This is a genomic window from Methylocystis sp. H4A (assembly GCF_015709545.1).
Classification (GTDB): Bacteria; Pseudomonadota; Alphaproteobacteria; order Rhizobiales; family Beijerinckiaceae; genus Methylocystis; species Methylocystis silviterrae.
The window spans coordinates 425,728-443,440 of sequence record NZ_JADNQY010000027.1 but is presented as its reverse complement, the minus strand read 5'-3'; the positions used below and the strand labels follow the sequence as shown (position 1 = coordinate 443,440).

Below are 17,713 nucleotides of genomic sequence, written 5' to 3'. Positions count from 1 at the left end.
GGGCTACGCGCGGCGGCGCGAGCCTCGGAACTCGGCGCGACAGGATAACGGAAATCATCCGTAGCAAATTTCCAAACTGACACAACGCCGATCGTCGTCAGGACGATCGGCAATGTGTTCGCCGCCGCGCAGCCGCATGGAGCGGTTAGCGGATCGCGGCCAGAATCACGCCGGCGCCCAGGCTTGTTTCGACGCCAGCTTCTCGGCCTTTGCGCCGGCGCGCAGCCGCGCGGGGCGATTTTCCAAGCCGCTCCAATAGGCTTCGAATTCCGAACGCTTGTCGATCACGCCGAATTGCAGCCCAAAGCCGATCATCGACCCCACATAAACGTCCGCGGCGGTGAACATGTCGCCCGCAATATATCGACGTCCCGCCACAGCCCTGGCCAGCGCGTCCATCACGGCGGCGTAGGAGCCGTAACCAAAGCGGGTCTGCATCTCGGGCGTCGCGGGGTCCCAACCGGCGGCGTGGTTGCTCATCGCCGGCTCGACGCAGCCTGCGGCGAAAAACAGCCAGCGATAATAGTCGCCGCGCGCCCCGGCCTCCGGCGCGAGCCCGGCCTCCGGAAAGGCGTCGGCGAGATAGGCGCAGATGGCGGCCGCCTCGGTCACCACCGTCTCCCCATGCTTGATGGCCGGCACCTTGCCCATGGAATTGATCGCAAGATATTCGGGCGCCTTCATCGTCGTTCCGTAATCCTTGACCTCGATCGAATAGGGCGCGCCGACCTCTTCCAGCATCCAGTGCGCGATCAGGCCGCGCGATTACGGATTGGTATAGAAAACAAGCTCCTTCGCCATGGATTTTCCCTTCGGCTTTCTTGATGCGGAGCGACTGTATGCGCTGCTGCTGTCAGCTTCTGTCAGCATAGTTTGACGCCATTCTCTCACCAACGCCTGACGGCGGCGCGGCGGGCGCGCGTCCAGAGTGTGCGCCGTCTCGATACGATCGGTTCGGAAGTGTCGGAAGGCGCGCCGCAACTCGCACCAGCCGACGAGAACGCGGGCGGATTCGAAAAAGCCGAGCGCTACCGGCCAAATGACGCGCTGCGTCCGCGCACCTTTTTCATCGCGATAGGAAATGGCGAATTTGCGCTCTTCGCGCAACGCGCGACGCAACAGCGTTAGTTCGACATGCTGTGGCCGCTCCCAGCCCGGGCCGACCAGCAGCGCGTCATCTTCCAAACGGGTCCTAAGCTCTTGCGGCAAAACCGCCGAGATTTTCGCCACTGCGTTGCCGGCGGCCTCGGACAGCGCGTCGTCAGTGCGGCGCGCCACCCATTTCGCGCCAAGCGCCAGCGCCTCGATCTCTTCCTCCGAAAACATCAGCGGCGGCAAAAGAAAGCCCGGGCGCAGCACATAGCCGACGCCCGGCTCGCCGTCGATTTCCGCGCCCATCGCCTGCAAGGCGGCGATGTCGCGATAGAGCGTGCGGAGGGAAACGCCCGCCTCGCGCGCAAGCTCCGATCCGCTCACCGGCTGGCGGCGGCGGCGAAGCATCTGCAGGAGTTCGAACAATCGATGCGTACGGGACATGCTGGTAGAATATCAGGGGATCCTGTCAAATTCTGGCAGCAGGAAAACTTCCGCCTCTGAGTTCCCTCGCGAGACCGGCCAAGTTCGGGATTACGGCGGTAGCTCCAGGTTCGGGGACGCTTCAAGAGCGGCGGTTGCGCATTCCCGGAACAAGCTTCAAGTCGTCGCGCGCGGCCAATTTCCGGTACGCGTCAGTCTCGACTCCATAGACGGCGACACGTCCTCGCTCGTCATGGTGCAATCCCCAGCCGTACTGCTTCACCAGCGGCGAGGCGCGAAGACATGCTTGCGGCTTTGAGAAAAAAGCCGCCCGCGAGATTTCTCGTTTGTGATCGTCGATTCCATTACGCCGAGCAAAAACGTCGAAAAGCAGGTCATCGCTGGTGAAGGAATAAGGTTCGCCTCGAAGCAGCGCGTATTGCAGGCCCGCAACAGAGTTTCTGTTCGCCGGCTCGATTCCGGCCGTTGCAGGGCAGTCGGCCGAAGCCGTGATGAAGGTATTGAAATAGTTCGTGCTTTTCAATTGTCGCTTGATCCCGCTGGTGATTGCCTTTCACCAACATATGCCCTCTCCAATGTGACGACATCGAGCCTCCTCTGTTGCGGTCTGGCCTCCGTCACGGGCTCGCTTGGGCCGCTGAGCGCTTCCGGAAGGAGCAAAGGCGGGCCTGCTCTACCAGCCGGAAGTCTATATTTTGACACGCTGCAAAAAACTCCGCCACGCATGTCACTCCGGATAGCTGCCTTGTCATGACTTCGCCGACGCCCATGTCGAAGGAGTTTACGATGGCCAGTCATTAAATCGCGAAAATTGACGCCGACGCCGCCTGTTTGACGCTCATCAATGTCTATGAAGTGGAGCCAGAAAAGCAGGCCGAATTTGTGCGTCTGCTGTCCGAGGCGACCAAGACGGTCATCCGCCGGCAACCGGGCTTCGTCTCGGTCAGCATCCACAGCGGCATGGATGGCAAGCGGGTTAGCGTGCAATTTCGCACTGATCTTGTCGTGACCCCTATATTCTCAGAGAATCTGCTCGTTAACATCGTAGGATCTTGCGAGAAAAGCGGGTGGTCAAAGGCTAGCTTAGATCACCGTCAGCTTGGCTTTTGGCGATTGTTCTGTGGCTTCGTTCAGGCGCGACTCCCGCCTCCAATTCGCAGCGGCTTGAATAGATAGCCTTCCTCTGCCACGTCGTCGCACCCCGCGTCGTTGAGGTCGATGCCTTCATCGTCGTCTGACAGACTAAACGCGTCATGCGAACGGCGCGCCGGGCTCCGGCGCGCGCAAGGCGCTATCGATCAGCCCGCGGCGCTTGAGCGCGTCGATCACGTCGCGGCTAGTCTCGCGGCCGGCAAGCCGCGAGAGACCGGCGCGGGTTGCTGGTTGCAGGTAGGCGATCGCCGTCACCGCTAGGAGCTCTGTCGGCGTCAACTCGGGCGCGCCCGCATCGCGCAAATCATCGCCGCTCGCCGCCCGGATCGCTGGCGCGAAACGCGGCTTGGTGCGAAGCTGATAGCCGCCAGCGACATAAACGAGTTCATAGGGCCGCGCGCGCAAATCTTCGCGGATGTCGGCGATCAGGTCGTCGAGATTGCAGGATGAACCGATCACTCTTGCAAGCGCGTCGCGCGGCACCGGGTTTCGCGCCGTAAAAATCACCGCTTCGACTCGGCCCATCCATTCCCGCCAACGTGCAGCATCCGGCAGGTCGGTTAGAACGAGATCGAAATCCTCGTATGTTTCCCGCTTTTTCGGACGGGCCATGATCCGCGCCTCACATTGCGTGTTGTCGCGTTTGCTTTATGCGATCTGATTCCTGTGTGGCCTGAGAAGGCAACAACCCATAAAGGCGGAAATTGTCGCGCCCGGTCAGCTCACGCACGACGTTAAGCTCGATAAGCCGATCGAACAAACGTCGCGCGCTGCGGTCGGAAAGCTTCGCCCGCTTCGCCGCGCGCGCCGGCGAAACGCAATCATCATCGAGCAGCATTTCGATGATGCGCGCCGCGCCAAAGGCGCGGCGCGCAGTTTCGGCGCGGCATCGAAAAGTTTTTGCGTTTGGCGCGACAAGGCGGCGGCGAGATCGATCGCCTCACATGCCGCAAGCGCATAGGCGGCAGCAAGCGCGTTTGACCAGTCGCCAGCGCCGGGACGCGGTCGGCGGCCGTTTTGATCGCGGCGCAATGCCGGATGAAGGATCGCCGTCGCCAGCAGCGGAATCGGCGCCTTCCAGGCGAGTTTTTGCGTCAGGACGGCGGCGGCGAGCCAGAGCGCGAAAATCTCCGCGTCGATCTCAGGGACGGCCGCGAGATAATGCATCGCCGCCGCGCTCGCGTGCGCCGCCGCAGCGAGCGGATTGTCGGCGCTGGTGACAACTTCCCGCAACGCATCAGCGAGCCCAAGCGCGTCCAAGTCGCTCAGCGCCCCAAGGTGTTCGGCGGCAAGCGACAAGGTCGTTGCGTCAAATCTCACAGGACGCGTCGCAAACAGCCGCCATAGTCGATGTACGCGTCCGGCAGGACTGGTTTCGACGACGTCGCCCAGATGTTCGGCGTCGCGCAACTCCGCCGCGTCCTCGCGCAGCCTGGCGAGACGCGCGCAAGTCGCGGCGGCTTTGAGCGCGAGACGCTGGCGCAGGACGCCAGCGAAACAAGGTTCGCCGCCGGCTTCGCCAGTTCGCAAAATTTGGTCGAGGGCGAGAAGATTGGCGCCGGCGAGAAAGGCCGCCGCTTTGGCACCCTCACCGACGCTCGTTTCTATCCGGGTCCAGCGCGGAAGCGGCCGAATTTCCTTCACATTTTGTGAAAGCGATGGCCTTGAACGATGGTTGTTGCGGCCGCGCGGCGGCTGCGCGGCGCCCGCGGCGTCAACCTCAGGCGTCAACCTCAAATGAGTCGCGCGAATCATCTTTGAACATGGCGGAATCGTAAGCCCCGCGAACGCGTCCGCGGGCAAGTCGTCGCGGCGCTTTACCATTCTCTTTTCGCTCACATCCGCCGCGCTTGTCGTCTCGTTCCCACGTCCGATAATGTGAGCTAATCGGATGAACCTGCGGTCCATTGATTCTCTGGCGCTCACTTAAAATGCGAACGGAGGCGAAAATACCAATGGATTCAGTTGTGGGGTTTTCGCGACACCAGACCTCCACTATCGTTTCCGACAACCTAATCTCTTCAGCGAACTGGAATCGACAAACGTTTAGCATCCGATTTTGAACTTGGATTGCTGTCAGAGCTATTGTTAAGCGCCGCAGCAATGGTCTCACCGATCGCATCCGCTGCGCGCCGGATCGGATCAGCGTCGAGATGCACGTAGCGGTTAGTGGTCGAAGCCTGCATGTGACCGAGGAGCTTGCCCACGATCGGCAAGCCAAGCCCTGCTCCTGCGCCGACACTGGCGAACGAATGGCGCAGGTCGTGGATGCGCAACCGCGGAAGATTGGCGGCCTCCGTCACTGCCGCCCACGGCTTCTTGAGATCCGCTCGCGGCACTCTTGGGTCCGCACCCACTATGACGCAATCTCCGACGCACTCCAGAGATCGAAGCACCGCCAGTGCTGGCGTATTAAGAAAAATCGTTTTCTTCCCGGTCTTGGAATCGGGTAGGAACAGCAAGCACCGCTCCATATCGACATGTTCCCAACGGAGGTGAAGGATCTCGCGCAAGCGCGCTCCGGTAAATAGCAGGAGTCGTAGCGCCGCAATCCCCTCTCGAAATCGCCCGTCGTTCTCAAATCGACGGAAAGCTTCTCCGAGCCGCGCCAACTCCTCCATCGTTAGGAACCGCTCCCGCCGCGCTTCTGGGAACCGCTCAATCCGAGCAGCCGGATTACATCCATCTGCAAGTAGTCCAAGGCGCTCCGCGAAAGAATACATGCTTGCGACTACCGCGAGCAGCCGATTTGCCTGATAGGGACGGTCCCGCATCGACAGATGTATCCGCGCGAGATCGGACCGAACAAAATCATGCGCCTTCCGGGGACCATGTTTGGGTAAAACATACCGTCGTATCAGGCTGCTGTAATGAACCGCAGTGGCGCCCTTTCGCTTGGGGCCGACGTGCTCGGCGAGAAATCTGTTTGCCAGTTCTGCGACGGTGATCGCCGCTCGCTCACTGCGACGTTCTTCTAAAGGGTCACGGCCGTGACGCACATCGGCCAGAATTGCCTGAGCGTGCCCCCGCGCCTGTTCCGGCGTCAATTGGCCGAACCGGCCAATTGCCAGGAAGCGCTTCCGCCCCGCGATCCGGTATCGGACGAGAAACGTCTTCGTCCCTGAAGCCTCGACCCGGAGGCCGAAGCCCTTCAGCGCACCGTCCCACACAACATAACGCTCGGCCTCAGGGCGCGCCGCATCAACACTTCGTTTTGTCAGTTTCGCAATCCGCTCGCCCATCGGGTCTCCTTGGTGACCACATGGTGACCACGCGAAAGAAAGTCGCCGACGGCAATCGGAAAACGTGTCAGACGCAATGTCAATAATAATCAGCTATCTAGCGTGCCCTGGCGAATGATCGGATATCATAGAAAAGCCGCAAAATGAGACTCTTAATCAGCGGGTCCAAGGTTCGAGCCCTTGTGCGCCCACCACTCAAGCAATCCGTTACGCAAAATTCGGCGCCCGCGGAAATACCCGCAAAATTTGCTGGGGGCAGCTTTAGGGGGCGCTTCTCTCACCCTCCGCTGGGCCCGTCGCTCGCCTCCGCATTCGTGGCCGCACCCGCCTATGTCGATCTTGAGGATGACCCGAGCAGGCGCGGACTCGTCAATCGGCCGTCGGGCGCCGACGCCAAAGCCGTCGCGCAGACGATCGCAAGGGCTCTGACCGCGGAAAGAACGAGCCGCCCGGAAACGTAGCCTCTCTCGCGATCTTCCTCGCCGTGAATTGGGCTCTACAATTTCAAGGGGCTTTGGGAGGGCGACGCCAAAACAGCAATTTGGAGATTTGCCATGAGGACGACCTTTCCCCGAACATGTGCGCTCGCGCTTATTTCTTCTGTGACTGTCTCGGCTGCGATTGCGGCGCCGGTTGGCGCCGTTATCTCGGCGTGCGATCGGATGCACGGCGCAGGGCAAACCTGCAATTATGGCATCAAAGGCAATTCTTTGGTCGGATGCACAAACGACGTCGTCTTCGAATGCCCCGCCGACGGGAGCCGCCAATGCACTGGCTCGAAAAACACGAGCGGGAAATGCAATGAAGACGGCACCGCCGCGCGCGTCTCTACGCTGAAGGGCAATGAGCTATTGGACGCGCTTCATGCGAAAGATCTTCACCAATCCAAGTAGGAATTCTCTCGACCAAGGAGTCCCTCAATAAGGGACCCCTCAATAAGAGAAAAACGCTCCGCGCATGCATCCGGGCTCGGGGCGTTCTCTCCTATCCTGGGAAATCCAAATTTATGGGGCTCAGGCTCAGCCGGGACGCAGCGCAGCGCGCGACCCGTCGATCGGCGCCGCAAGGTGCAAATGGCGGCCCGCGCGCCTTACGGCAGAAGGATGAAGAAGAGTTCGACTCTGGGTCACCTGCGGCTATAGGATCGTCGAAGTCCGCTAGCCTCCTGCTCCGACCGCTGGACTTTATCTAAGCTACGTCGGCGCCCCGCGCGGACTGATACGCTCAAGTGAATCCTCTTCAGTTGGTCCTCGTCTTGCCTTCGGTCCAGAATTGCGCGGACCGATTTGCGCGTGCGATAACGCTGGCGATCGGCGTCCCCAGCTCGGATTGAAAGAAGCTCATGGATCATTCGCGCAATCCCGGATCCCCGCTCCCTTTGAGGCTGGCCAGAGTCTTCCTCGGGCTGCTGAACATCGCCCTGCTCATCGTGGTTGCGCTCGTCCTGCTCCCGCTCGTCACGCCTTATTTCAAGCACGCGGGGTCATACCGCTGGATTGAACATGTTGAAGTCTTTGACGCGCGGATGATCCGGTGGGTCAAGTCGCTGGTTCCGACCAACTTCAAGGGCTATGAGCTGGCGCGTTGGTTTATCGTCGGCGGACTCCTCTTCGCGCGCATGTGGGTCGACACGCTGCGGCACAAGGTTTCGACCGCGATCTACCGTAAGTCGGTGCAGCGTGACTTCGAGGCGCTGCAGTCCGCGGCCCCGACCGACGCGCGGGTGCTTGCACCGGTCAAGGAAAAAATGAAGACGATGGACGCGCGCAACCCCAAGAGCCGCGCGGAGTTGCTCAAGGTCATGGGCGACGCCAAGCGTCAGTTGGAGTCGATGGGCCGCGACCTCGCCTTCCTCTCCATCGACGTCGTCGATTCGACCAATATGAAGCTTGGCGAGGACAAGACATTCATCGAGCACGATTTTCGTGAGTATAAGGACCTCGTCGACAGCAAGCTCCGCAGCAACGGCTCGCTGAAGGCGGCATGGACGCCCGACGGCGTCATGGCCTGCTTTCCTTCGATCGACTCAGCGCTGAAGGCCGCCAAGGACGTGATCGGCGGTCTCGACGCGTTCAACGCCAATGTGAAGATGATCAAGTCGAACTTCACCGTTCGTTGCGGCATCAACGCCGGGCACGTTTATTACGACGAGCACACGCCGATGGAGGAAATGAGCGACCGCGTCATCGATATCGCCGGCCATATGCAGAAATATGCGCTGCCAGGCACGATCGCCTGCGCGAAGCAGATCATCGAGCCCGTGCAGCAGCGCGGAGGCTTCAACGATGCAGGCAAGGTGGTGGACGGTTACGAGGTCTACCAATGGACTCCGGCGAGCCGTCTGCAGGACGAACGGGCGGGTTCCTGACGCCGCCTCAAACGCGCGATGATTTTCGCGCGCGAAACGATCGCTTAATGCGACGTTCACGAGCAACGAATCGAGCCGCGGCCGTCAGGCTCATGCGCCAAATAGCCTGTGGCCCGTGCGCTCGGGCCTATTAAGCCTAGCCGTGGAATCCTCATCGCGGATCGGCAAAGTTGAGTAAAGTTGCGGTCTCGGAGCGTTGCGTTTGCGAGTGGGGGGCCATCCGTGGCTTGGCTTAAATGAAATGGGCCTTCTTGCTGAGATCGATCGCCTTGGCGTCGATCTCATTGGCCGACGCCGCCGCTGAGGATGCGTTGATGCGCCCGGAGGCGATCAGGAACGCTCCCATCGCCGCGCTGTCGGCGAAGCCGACGATGATCAATCCAGGTCAGGCGGCGACTCTGGCGTTTTCCGCAACGAACGCCGACGTCTGCATGAGTTCAAGCCGCCCGCGCGATCCGAATTTTGTCGTCCACGACCTGTCGGGTAATGTTCTCGTGCGGCCCGCCCGCACGACGACCTATACGATAAAGTGCAAGAAAGGCGCGGCGTCCACGTCGCATCGCACTGTCGTGACGGTAACGCCGGAACGCATCATCCTTTCCGAGATTTTTGACGGCGCGGTTCCTCTCGCGCCTGAAACCCGGATCGAAGATGGCGGGCTTCTCGCTCACAAATGGAAGTCCGTTTATCACGGCTATGGTTCGAACTCGGTCGCCCGCCTTTTCGATGGCCAGGCGCTGGCGATACGCCCGAAGGAGTCAAATTCTGGGAACGAAACGCATGCCGGGCTGATCAGTGGGCCGCATCCGTCTTGGCCCGTCGATATCAAGGGCAATTTGACCATCGAGGCCTCGCTGCACACAGAGAAGCAGTTGCGTCGGCAGAACGCGCCAAATCCATGGGAAGTGGGCTGGCTTTTGTGGGACTACGTCGACAAAACGCATTTCTATTACTTCATCCCGAAGCCGAACGGCTGGGAGCTCGGCAAAGCGGACCCTGCTTATCCAGGCGATCAGCGCTTCTTGGCGTCGGGAAGTCGACCGATTTATCCGATCGGAAATCGATATGTCGTCAAAATTGTTCAGGCCGTCACCCCGACGTCGACGACGATTTCGGCATTCGTCGACGGCGTTCTCTTGACCACCTTCACTGACCGAGAAAGGCCCTATTCGAATGGACTTGTCGGATTCTATTCCGAGGACGCCGCAGCATATTTCCATTCGGTCGTCGTGACGATTCCTCGCTCCGAAGCGGCTCTGAAATAGGGACGTTGCCGCAAGGTCGGGTTCGGGGCGAGGGCCACGTCGCGCTGTCCCGGCGCGTCACAGGCGGACCCCGGGCATGCATGGGGTCAAAAGGAAACTCCGACTGTCGCGTTGAGACCGCCTTGACGGCGACTCTCCCCGAAGGGGAACAAATAGCCAATTTGTGCAGTCAAGATGCCGTCATAGGCGCGGTAGAAGTCTCCGCCCAGCCATGTGCGCACGACCAGCGCCGGACCTGCCCCAAAGGCAAATCGGCGGGTATCCGCGCTATCATATGTCGCCATGCCCATTGCAGCCGCCCCGAGCACGACGCGGGAGTCAGCGTCCCAGTAGGAATAGCCAAGCAAACCCACCGCGTTCTGCAGATACCGACGCTCGCCGGCCCTGTAGGTGCCATAGGTCGCAAAGCTCGTCAGCGGCTGCCATGTCGTCTCATGCGGATAGCTCATGTCTGTCGGTTCGATCGCGCCCGCCGCTCCCGCGCTTGGGGCGCTCGAATAGGCGAATCCGCCGTAGCCATAGCCCCATGACAAGGCGAGCTGATTGAACGGCGCGTTTCGCGTGAAATAGTGCTGCCACTCGGCGCTCACCGAGAAATTAACGCCGTCGAACGGACGCAAGCGCAAACCGAGCCGCGAATAGCTTTCGGTGAAGCGTGTCTGGTCCTGGGACCAAAAGCCGCCGATCAAACCCTCGAGGCCAAATATGTACGGCAGGTAGCGCCCATCGAACCGGATGACCGTTTCAAAGCTCGGCTGAAGCTGATGCCCGCCCCAGCGTTTTCGACGATCGGCGATGCCGTTGAACACCACATTGGTGCGAACGCTCGCATCCGCCTCGACAACCTGCGTTCTGATCACATCTCGATCGCGGGCCGGCCGGGCTTTGAGTGAGGGATCGCTCGACCAGCGGTCGAGCGCTTCCCGAAAGAACTGCGACTCCTTAGAGCGATCGACATAGACGCTCGCATAGCCCGCGTTCAGCAACACTTCGCCGCTGCGCTCGACCGCGAGGCTATTCTCAAAGGCCTCGACGGCGGCGGCATATTCCTTTTGACGCGCATAAAATTGGCCGAGCGTTGACCATCCGGCGGCGTAGTCAGGATGCGTTTGCGTGAAGTCGACGAGTTCGGCGCGCGCGCGCGTCAGATCTCCCTGTTTTTCGTATGCAGACGACCTGGCGGTAGCGATTTCGAGTTCGACCGCCACCCTTTGCGCTGAAGGCAAATCTCCCCGATCAAGCGCTTTCACAAAGTCCGCAAGCGCGCCAGCGCCATCTCCGAGCGTCTTACGAAGATAGGCCCTTTGCGCATAGGCTTGGCCCGTGGCCTTGCCTCGCGCGATGAGCGCGTTTGACGCCCGTAGCGCCTCATCCGTGTGGCCAAGCCCTGCAAGCGCGGCGATCGTCACGCGAAAAACGGCCTCGTCGGCTCGGGGGAAAGCCTCTGCCGCCCTGCCATAGCGCAACGCGCTCACCCAATCGCGAGCGGCCAGAGCCTTGAAGGCCTTTTCGGCGACGAGCGTGTAGCGCGCCTCATCAAGCGCCCGCGTGACGTTGGGCTTCTGATCGGCCGGAAGTCCGTATTTCAAGGCCTGCTCGAAGTCTGCGACGGCGCCGCTCACATCCTTGGCCTGACGACGCATGAAGCCGCGCTGTGCGAGCACCCTCGGGCTTTGCGGGACAGACGCAAGGTAGCGGTTCGCTTCCGCAAGCGCCTCGGCTTTGCACCCTTGGCGAAGGAGCGCCGTCAAGAGGAGGAGAACAGGCTCCTCCGCTTCGGGATCGAGACTATGCGCTTCTCTTGCCGCACGCACAGCCTCGTCCGGCCGCCCCGCTTTTAGCGCGTCATAGCCGCTGTTGAGCGCTTGCTGCAGGGGCGTCGCCGGCGCGCCGACCGGCGAACCGCCCTGTTCATTCGCGCGTTCCGCCTCCGCAAGCGCGAGTTTTAGCCTTTTCACTTGCGCGGGCTCGAGCGCCGGCTGCGCGAGCGCATCCCGAAAGTCCGCAATGGCGCCGCGCAGGTCTCCAGTCGCACGCCGGGCGTATCCGCGCTGCGCGAGCAACGTCGAACTCGGCGTATTGTCCTTGATGAACGCATCCGCTTCTTTTACCGCTGCTTTTACCTGCCGGGATTTGGTCAATGCCGTCATGAGCGCAAAGAGCGGCGCTTCGGCGTTTGGATATTTGGCGCGCAGGGCGCGCGCCGCCTTCACCGCGCGAGCGTAATCGCGTTTCGCGATCGCTGCGTAAACCTCCGCGAGTTCGGCTTGCATAATGCTATCATGCTCAGCCTTGGCGGCTTCCGCGAGCGCATTGCGCAATGGTAATGTTTGGCTCGGCTCAATGTCCGGCGCGGCGAGCGCGTCTTCGAAATCCGCCGCCGCGCCTTTCAAGTCCTGCATGGCGCGACGCAAATATCCGCGCTGGGCGAGAAGACGCCCGCTCGCCTTATTCTGCGAGATATAGCGATTCAGCTCGTCGAGAGCCGCCTGAGCCCGGCCCTGTCGGCTATAGGCTTCGGCGATAAGCCCGACGGGAGCTTCCGCTTTTTTATCGAGTTCGTGCGCCGCTCGCGCCTTCTCTATGGCTTCATTCAGCCGAGACTCGTTGAAGTCCTTATATGCGGCGCTCATTGCAAGATCGAAGAGCGCGACGTCGACTGCGGCGGCCTGCTCTTGGGTCAGCGCGCCGCTGTCTCGTGCGCTGCGCAGATCCGCCTCGGCGCCGGCGACGTCCATGAGTCGCTTGCGCAGATGACCGCGCTGGGCGATCAGCGCCATCGAATGCTTATGGCTGGCGACAAAGGCGTTAATGACGTCGATCGCCTCGCGGATTCGTCCCGATTTGTTTAGAATGTCGGCCAGGAGGCGGACGGGCATCTCGTATGCGGGCGCGAGGCTTCGCGCCCGCTGCGCGTATTTGAGGGCGCCATCGTAATCGCCCTTGGCCAGACGCGCGAACGCCAAGGCAAGCTCCTGGTAGCCAGGCTGGCCTGGCCGCGGCTCCTCGCGAACGCCGTCGTTGTCACCAGCGCGAGCAGCGATTGGCGTCGTGGACGCCAGCGCCAGCGCCAAAAAGAGGATTGTTACGCAAGGCCTTCGAAAAACCCGCCGCACGATTGCGCTCCATCTGCGTTGCAAAAAGCCGAGATTCCGACATCGGAATCTTCGAACGCGCACACGCGAATCAGGAACGAATCATGTTGTTTTTGCTAACCTATAACCGTTAATGAAACAAAAACGGGCGGGGTGCGCCTGGAATTCTGGGGCGATGGCTCTTCGCAAGGTCGCCGCATTCCCATGTTTTGCTTCGCACTAGAAATTGAATTAAAAATCTATACTTACGCCCATGGGGCGCCCAGAAGGTTTGTACACGGAACCCAATCTCGCCGCATATGCAGGAGCAGAAGCCAAATGCAACTTATGGTGTTAATCCTCGTGCTGTTTACATTGATATCCCTCGCCGGCTTCATCGGAGCGTTCTTTTTTGGCGCGGCGGGAGCCGTCGTACTGATGGTGCTGGGTTTATCTATCTCCTTTATCGGAATAGCTTTTTTTACAGGCCACTAAGATGTCTAAATGTTCATTCGACAGCTCAGAACTTCTAATTTATACAGGCCACTAAACTGGCGTCTCTGAGCGGAGCTGAGATGAACGAGTTGACAAGCCTCAAGAAAGGCGAAATTCGCCTAACTAAGTCAAAACTTTGCTGTTTATGCATCGTTGGCACACGACCAGAAGCCATCAAGATGGGCCCTGTCATCGCCGAACTCAATCGTTCGGATTGGGCCTTTCCCTACGTGGTGACGACCGGCCAACACGCTGATGTCGTCGAAGGAGCCCTGAAGGATTTTGGCGTGGTTCCTTCGCGCCGGCTGGACCTCGAACGTCGAAACGGCTCGCTTAACGAGCTGTTTGGCAAGGTAATGGCCGAGATAGATCGCGTGATCGACGAAGTTCAACCTGACTGCGTCATCGCGCAGGGCGACACGACGTCGGTTGCGGTGGTGTCCCTCGCCGCTTTTCACAAGAACGTGCCCTTCATGCATATTGAGGCAGGACTCCGAACGGGAAAACTCAACGATCCCTATCCGGAAGAACTCAACAGGCGAATCGCCGGACTGACCGCGGCCATGCATTTCGCTCCGACCTCAGCGTCGCTCAATAATCTCCTGCGTGAAGGCGTCAATCCTGGCGACTGTCTCGTCACGGGCAATACGGGCATTGACGCCTTGCTGCAGACGGCGGCGCACAAATTGCCTGCCCCGAAGGGGTTTCCGAATTTGCCGCGAGTCATTCTCGCAACGGCGCACAGGCGGGAGAGCTTCGGGGCCCCCATTGAAAACGCGCTACGGGGCATAAGGGCGGCGGTCGACCGGCATGACGACCTCGGGCTGTTTTTCGTCAGCCATCCCAATCCGAACGCTCATGAGCCGGCGCGCCGAATTCTTGGCGGCCATCCACGCATCGTGGTCACGGATGCGATCGACTACGCCGACATGGTCGCGGCGCTGCAGAGATGCTGGATTGTCGTCACCGACAGCGGCGGTCTTCAGGAGGAAGCGCCCGCGCTGGGAAAGCCCGTCCTCGTGCTGAGGAACACCACCGAACGGCCTGAGGCGGTTCGCGCCGGAGCGGTTCGCGTGGTCGGCACAAACTCCGCCGCGGTGTCGAGCGCGATCTCTCAGCTGTGCGACGATCCGGCGCTCTACGCCCGCATGTCTGTCCCGGTTTTCCCTTATGGCGATGGCCAGGCGGCGAAGCGGATCGTCGCCGCGATGCGTGCGCGACTGGTGCGCGCGATTCCAGCATTGTCGGCGGCCTAGGCCGCTTCAACGCTTCGCCATGCCGACCCTTAGCGGCACGGCGCACAAACAAAAAGGTCCGACGCGCGCTCAATCTGCCGAACACGCGAGGCTGAAGAGCTTAAGGACGACCGATGTTTTTTGACCTGACGGACGCCACCGTCGCCTACGTCGACGCGCTGGTGGGACTTTTCCTTGTTTTTGGCGTCGCCATTATTCTTTACAGCCTGGACGATGTCTTCATCGACGTCGTTTACTGGCTTATGAGATTGTCAGGACGGATCCGCGCCGAACGATTTCAGTTTTCTGAACAGACGCTGCTTGAACGGCCGCAACGCCCCCTCGCGGTCATGGTGCCGGCTTGGCGCGAAGAGGCTGTCATCTACGAAATGTTGAAGACCAACGCCGTCCATTCCGCGACGACGGTTTTTTTCGTCGGCGCCTATCCCAATGATGCCGCGACGCAGCTGGAAGTGCTGAGGGCGGCGGCGGAACTTCCAGAAAATGTCCGTCTTGTCGTCGGTCCGCATGACGGGCCGACAACGAAAGCCGATTGTCTCAATGCGATCATCGCGGAAATCGGCGAATATGAGAAAGCCGCAAACATAAAGTTTGAGGGATTTGTGCTCCACGACAGCGAGGATGTGATTCATCCGCTGGAATTTCCGCTGTTCAGCGCGCTCCTCGCCACCTTCGACTTCATCCAGATCCCGGTATACTCCTTCAGGCGCTCGGTCCTTCAGATGACCGCGGGCACCTATATGGATGAATTCGCGGAGTTTCATAATAAGGATCTGTTTGTCCGGCAGCGTCTTACAGGCGTTGTTCCGTGCGCCGGCGTGGCCGCATGCTTCAGCCGAAAAGCGATCGAAGCTCTGAAGTCCTGGCGTCGGGGCGAGGTGTTCGACCCCATCGCTTTGACGGAGGACTACGACGTCGCCTTCGCCATGAAATCGCTTGGCCTGACGTCCGCGTTCGTTCTCAATGAGGCCCCCTTTACGCTCGATATTCCGCTCGGGACCGATCAGGTGCAACGGATCGCATCACCGCTCGCGATCGCGACGAGAGAAAATTTTCCGAGCGACTACCGCGCCGCCTACCGCCAGCGCGCGCGCTGGCTTCTGGGAATCGGCTTCCAGGGAGCCGCGAAGCTCGGCTGGGGGAACACGCTTACCGAGAGAATCTTTTTTCTACGCGATCGCAAGGGCATCCTGTCCGGCATCATCGCCGTCGTGGCCTATTTCCTGGCTTTCAACGCTGTTGCGATCCTTGTTCTTGGAAGGTTGAGCGAAGAATGGCTCATCGCCGGCTACGCAATGCTCAACCCGACCCTGCGGCTGCTGTTTTTCGTCAACGTCGTCCTGCTCATCAACCGGCTCGTCCAGCGAATGATCTTTACGACGTCGATCTATGGGTTGGGCCAAGGGTTGATGTCGGCGCCGAGGGTCATTTTCTCGAACTTCATTAATTTCTCTTCGGCATTGCGCGCGCTCTATATTTTCGTTTGGCGCCACAAAGTGCGCGGAGAACCGTTGAATTGGGATAAAACGAGCCACACCATCCCCGCGCATAATGTTGAAGCGGTTCAAGCTTAAATTTTGAAGCATCTGGAGCACATGCGTTGTGTCGGGGCCGTGAGATGCCGCCCGTCGCGTAACCCGGCGGAGGCGCGAAACCGCCGAACTTCCGCTCGAGACATTCCGCGACGGCGGTCGTGACATTGCGCAGCGTTGCGGACGCGCTAATGATTTACGCATAGTCCGGCGGAGGCGAGAAACCGCCGAACTCCCGCTCGAGGAGTTCGGCGAAGCCGATCGTGGTGCGATCTTCGAGGTAAGGTCCGATGATCTGCACGCCGATCGGCAAGCCGGTCTCGGTTCGATCGATCGGCGCCACGGTCGCCGGGAGGCCGGGGGTCGTGGCAAGCTCCGCCCACACAATTTGCGCATCGAGGTAGGCGTAGGATCTGCCGTTGATCTCGATGCGTCGCGACTCGATCGGCGAATGATCGTGTGGAAAAGCGGGCGTCGGCATCGCCGGGCAGAGCACGACGTCCCATTCGCGAAAGAACTCTCGCCACCGCTCCTGAAGCGCGCTCCGCGCCCCGTCGGCTGCGAGCCAATCCCGATGGCTGATGACCGCGCCGCGCGTGCGTTCGGCCGCGAGGCTCCGGTTCCTTGGCGACAGCGCTGCGGCCGCGCCGCGAAGCCTGGCATAGACGCCGGGCCGCAAATCGGCGCCCCAAAATGCGGACAACAGCCGAACATAGAGACGCGCCGATTCGGCAAGGTCGGGCAGCAAGGGACTCGCATGCGCGAGTTTGGCCCCCGCACGGACGAGCCGCTCCGACAATCGACCGACCGCCGCCCTCACGACGCTCGCGGTACGGCCAAGCGGATGCGTGTCGATGACGAGAACGCGGAAGTCCTTGAGGTTATCGTGCCGGGCGGAGGGCAGAGCCAGCCGATAGCCGGCGCCGGCGCGTTCCTCGTCCGGTCCGGCGATCACATCGAGCGCAAGCGCGAGGTCCGCAGCGCTTCTGGCCATTGGACCGATGACCCCGAGATCGCAATGGCGCGGCAAGGAGGGGGCGCCCGGCGGGGTCAGCCCGCGATTAGGCACAAGACCCGATGTCGGCTTGTGCGCATAGACGCCGCAATAATGCGCTGGCGCGCGCAACGAACCGCCACGGTCCGAGCCGATCGACAGCGGCCCGAAACCGCAAGCGAGCGCCGCCGCCGAGCCGCCCGAGGATCCTCCTGGCGTGAGCCGAAGACTCCAAGGATTATTGGTTGTGCCGTAGATGTCATTGTAGGTCTGCCAATCGCTCAGCATCAGAGGAACATTGGTCTTGCCGAGGATGACGGCGCCCGCATTCTTTAAGCGCGCGACGACCAAGGCGTCTCCTTGCGGCATGAAGCGCTTGAACTGCGGGTCGCCCCATGTCGTCGTCAGTCCGGCAATATCGAAGGATTCTTTCACCGTCATCGGGACGCCTAGCAATGCGCCCGTTCCGCCGCGAGACAGCGCGACATCGGCCGCCTTGGCCGCCTCGCGGGCGCGTTCGAAGTCTCGGGCAACGACGGCATTGACGCGCCGGTCCGCCGTCTCAATGCGCGCGATCGCGCGATCCGTGAGCTCCAGCGCGGAAATCTTTCGCGCCCGCAATGCGGCCACGAGGTCTTTGATCGTGCAGTAATCCCACTCCGATGCGGGAAGGGAATGGGTCTTCTGCGCCAACGCCCCGCGCGACCATGGCGCGGTCGCGACCGCCAGAGCGGATGTCCCTGCTCCGATCAAAACATCGCGTCGTGCTGCGCCAGTCATTGGACGATCCCTGACCGCC

The 17,713-nt window shown here is 60.8% G+C and carries 14 protein-coding genes; 6 read left to right on the top strand and 8 right to left on the bottom strand.

The features are described from left to right. Positions 1-165 precede the first annotated feature (165 nt). From IYW40_RS21945 to IYW40_RS16730, 3 genes are all read right to left on the bottom strand, one after another. Positions 166-741 (bottom strand): glutathione S-transferase family protein, encoded by a 576-nt coding sequence (locus IYW40_RS21945; protein WP_246720863.1) that lies wholly within the window; start codon positions 739-741, stop codon positions 166-168. Between the two features lie 24 nt (positions 742-765). Further along, complete coding sequence (locus IYW40_RS21940) at positions 766-1,536, bottom strand: YafY family protein (RefSeq protein WP_246720862.1); 771 nt, start codon at positions 1,534-1,536, stop codon at positions 766-768. Between the two features lie 121 nt (positions 1,537-1,657). Continuing rightward, on the bottom strand, positions 1,658-2,059 hold the full coding sequence (locus tag IYW40_RS16730) for a DUF6157 family protein (protein WP_210327323.1): 402 nt from the start codon (positions 2,057-2,059) through the stop codon (positions 1,658-1,660). A 308-nt stretch (positions 2,060-2,367) separates the two neighbouring features. Here IYW40_RS16730 and IYW40_RS21935 point away from each other — a divergent pair, with 308 nt between their 5' ends. After that, the gene (locus IYW40_RS21935; RefSeq protein WP_246720861.1) at positions 2,368-2,712 is read left to right on the top strand and encodes an antibiotic biosynthesis monooxygenase; all 345 of its coding nucleotides are present in this window, start codon (positions 2,368-2,370) and stop codon (positions 2,710-2,712) included. Positions 2,713-2,787: 75 nt separating this feature from the next. Here the strand turns inward: IYW40_RS21935 and IYW40_RS16720 are convergent, their stop codons facing one another. From IYW40_RS16720 to IYW40_RS16705, 3 genes are all read right to left on the bottom strand, one after another. Then, complete coding sequence (locus IYW40_RS16720) at positions 2,788-3,300, bottom strand: SMC-Scp complex subunit ScpB (protein WP_196401409.1); 513 nt, start codon at positions 3,298-3,300, stop codon at positions 2,788-2,790. 105 nt (positions 3,301-3,405) lie between these two features. Further along, a complete protein-coding gene (locus IYW40_RS21930) occupies positions 3,406-4,419 on the bottom strand; it encodes a DUF1403 family protein (RefSeq protein ID WP_281432891.1) in 1,014 nt (337 codons plus the stop codon). A 290-nt stretch (positions 4,420-4,709) separates the two neighbouring features. Continuing rightward, on the bottom strand, positions 4,710-5,930 hold the full coding sequence (locus tag IYW40_RS16705) for a site-specific integrase (protein ID WP_196401407.1): 1,221 nt from the start codon (positions 5,928-5,930) through the stop codon (positions 4,710-4,712). Positions 5,931-7,308: 1,378 nt separating this feature from the next. Between IYW40_RS16705 and IYW40_RS16700 the strand changes: the two genes are divergently transcribed. Next, positions 7,309-8,298, top strand: coding sequence for a guanylate cyclase (locus IYW40_RS16700; protein ID WP_246720860.1), 990 nt, complete (start codon positions 7,309-7,311; stop codon positions 8,296-8,298). 236 nt (positions 8,299-8,534) lie between these two features. Beyond that, a complete protein-coding gene (locus tag IYW40_RS16695) occupies positions 8,535-9,563 on the top strand; it encodes a hypothetical protein (RefSeq protein WP_246720859.1) in 1,029 nt (342 codons plus the stop codon). Positions 9,564-9,649: 86 nt separating this feature from the next. On the opposite strand, the gene IYW40_RS16690 is transcribed toward IYW40_RS16695, so the two are convergent. Beyond that, positions 9,650-12,529 carry a bacteriophage N4 adsorption protein A gene (locus IYW40_RS16690; protein ID WP_246720858.1) on the bottom strand — a complete coding sequence of 960 codons (2,880 nt, stop codon included), beginning with the start codon at positions 12,527-12,529 and terminating at the stop codon, positions 9,650-9,652. 447 nt (positions 12,530-12,976) lie between these two features. On the opposite strand from IYW40_RS16690, the gene IYW40_RS16685 reads away from it, so the two are divergent. The 3 genes from IYW40_RS16685 to IYW40_RS16675 all read left to right on the top strand — a co-directional run bounded on the left by IYW40_RS16685 (position 12,977) and on the right by IYW40_RS16675 (position 15,962). Then, positions 12,977-13,132 (top strand): hypothetical protein, encoded by a 156-nt coding sequence (locus IYW40_RS16685; protein ID WP_196401405.1) that lies wholly within the window; start codon positions 12,977-12,979, stop codon positions 13,130-13,132. Between the two features lie 80 nt (positions 13,133-13,212). Continuing rightward, on the top strand, positions 13,213-14,388 hold the full coding sequence (gene wecB / locus IYW40_RS16680) for a UDP-N-acetylglucosamine 2-epimerase (non-hydrolyzing) (protein WP_196401404.1): 1,176 nt from the start codon (positions 13,213-13,215) through the stop codon (positions 14,386-14,388). 113 nt (positions 14,389-14,501) lie between these two features. After that, the gene (locus IYW40_RS16675) at positions 14,502-15,962 is read left to right on the top strand and encodes a glycosyl transferase family protein (RefSeq protein ID WP_196401403.1); all 1,461 of its coding nucleotides are present in this window, start codon (positions 14,502-14,504) and stop codon (positions 15,960-15,962) included. A gap of 154 nt (positions 15,963-16,116) precedes the next feature. On the opposite strand, the gene IYW40_RS16670 is transcribed toward IYW40_RS16675, so the two are convergent. Then, positions 16,117-17,694 carry an amidase gene (locus tag IYW40_RS16670; RefSeq protein ID WP_246720856.1) on the bottom strand — a complete coding sequence of 526 codons (1,578 nt, stop codon included), beginning with the start codon at positions 17,692-17,694 and terminating at the stop codon, positions 16,117-16,119. Positions 17,695-17,713 lie beyond the last annotated feature (19 nt).

Coding starts and splice junctions, on each gene's coding strand:
- IYW40_RS21945 (WP_246720863.1), bottom strand. CDS start 741: ATGCTGGAAGAGGTCGGCGCGCCCTATTCGATCGAGGTCAAGGATTAC.
- IYW40_RS21940 (WP_246720862.1), bottom strand. CDS start 1,536: ATGTCCCGTACGCATCGATTGTTCGAACTCCTGCAGATGCTTCGCCGC.
- IYW40_RS16720 (WP_196401409.1), bottom strand. CDS start 3,300: ATGGCCCGTCCGAAAAAGCGGGAAACATACGAGGATTTCGATCTCGTT.
- IYW40_RS16705 (WP_196401407.1), bottom strand. CDS start 5,930: ATGGGCGAGCGGATTGCGAAACTGACAAAACGAAGTGTTGATGCGGCG.
- IYW40_RS16695 (WP_246720859.1), top strand. CDS start 8,535: ATGAAATGGGCCTTCTTGCTGAGATCGATCGCCTTGGCGTCGATCTCA.
- IYW40_RS16685 (WP_196401405.1), top strand. CDS start 12,977: ATGCAACTTATGGTGTTAATCCTCGTGCTGTTTACATTGATATCCCTC.
- wecB (WP_196401404.1), top strand. CDS start 13,213: ATGAACGAGTTGACAAGCCTCAAGAAAGGCGAAATTCGCCTAACTAAG.
- IYW40_RS16675 (WP_196401403.1), top strand. CDS start 14,502: ATGTTTTTTGACCTGACGGACGCCACCGTCGCCTACGTCGACGCGCTG.
- IYW40_RS16670 (WP_246720856.1), bottom strand. CDS start 17,694: ATGACTGGCGCAGCACGACGCGATGTTTTGATCGGAGCAGGGACATCC.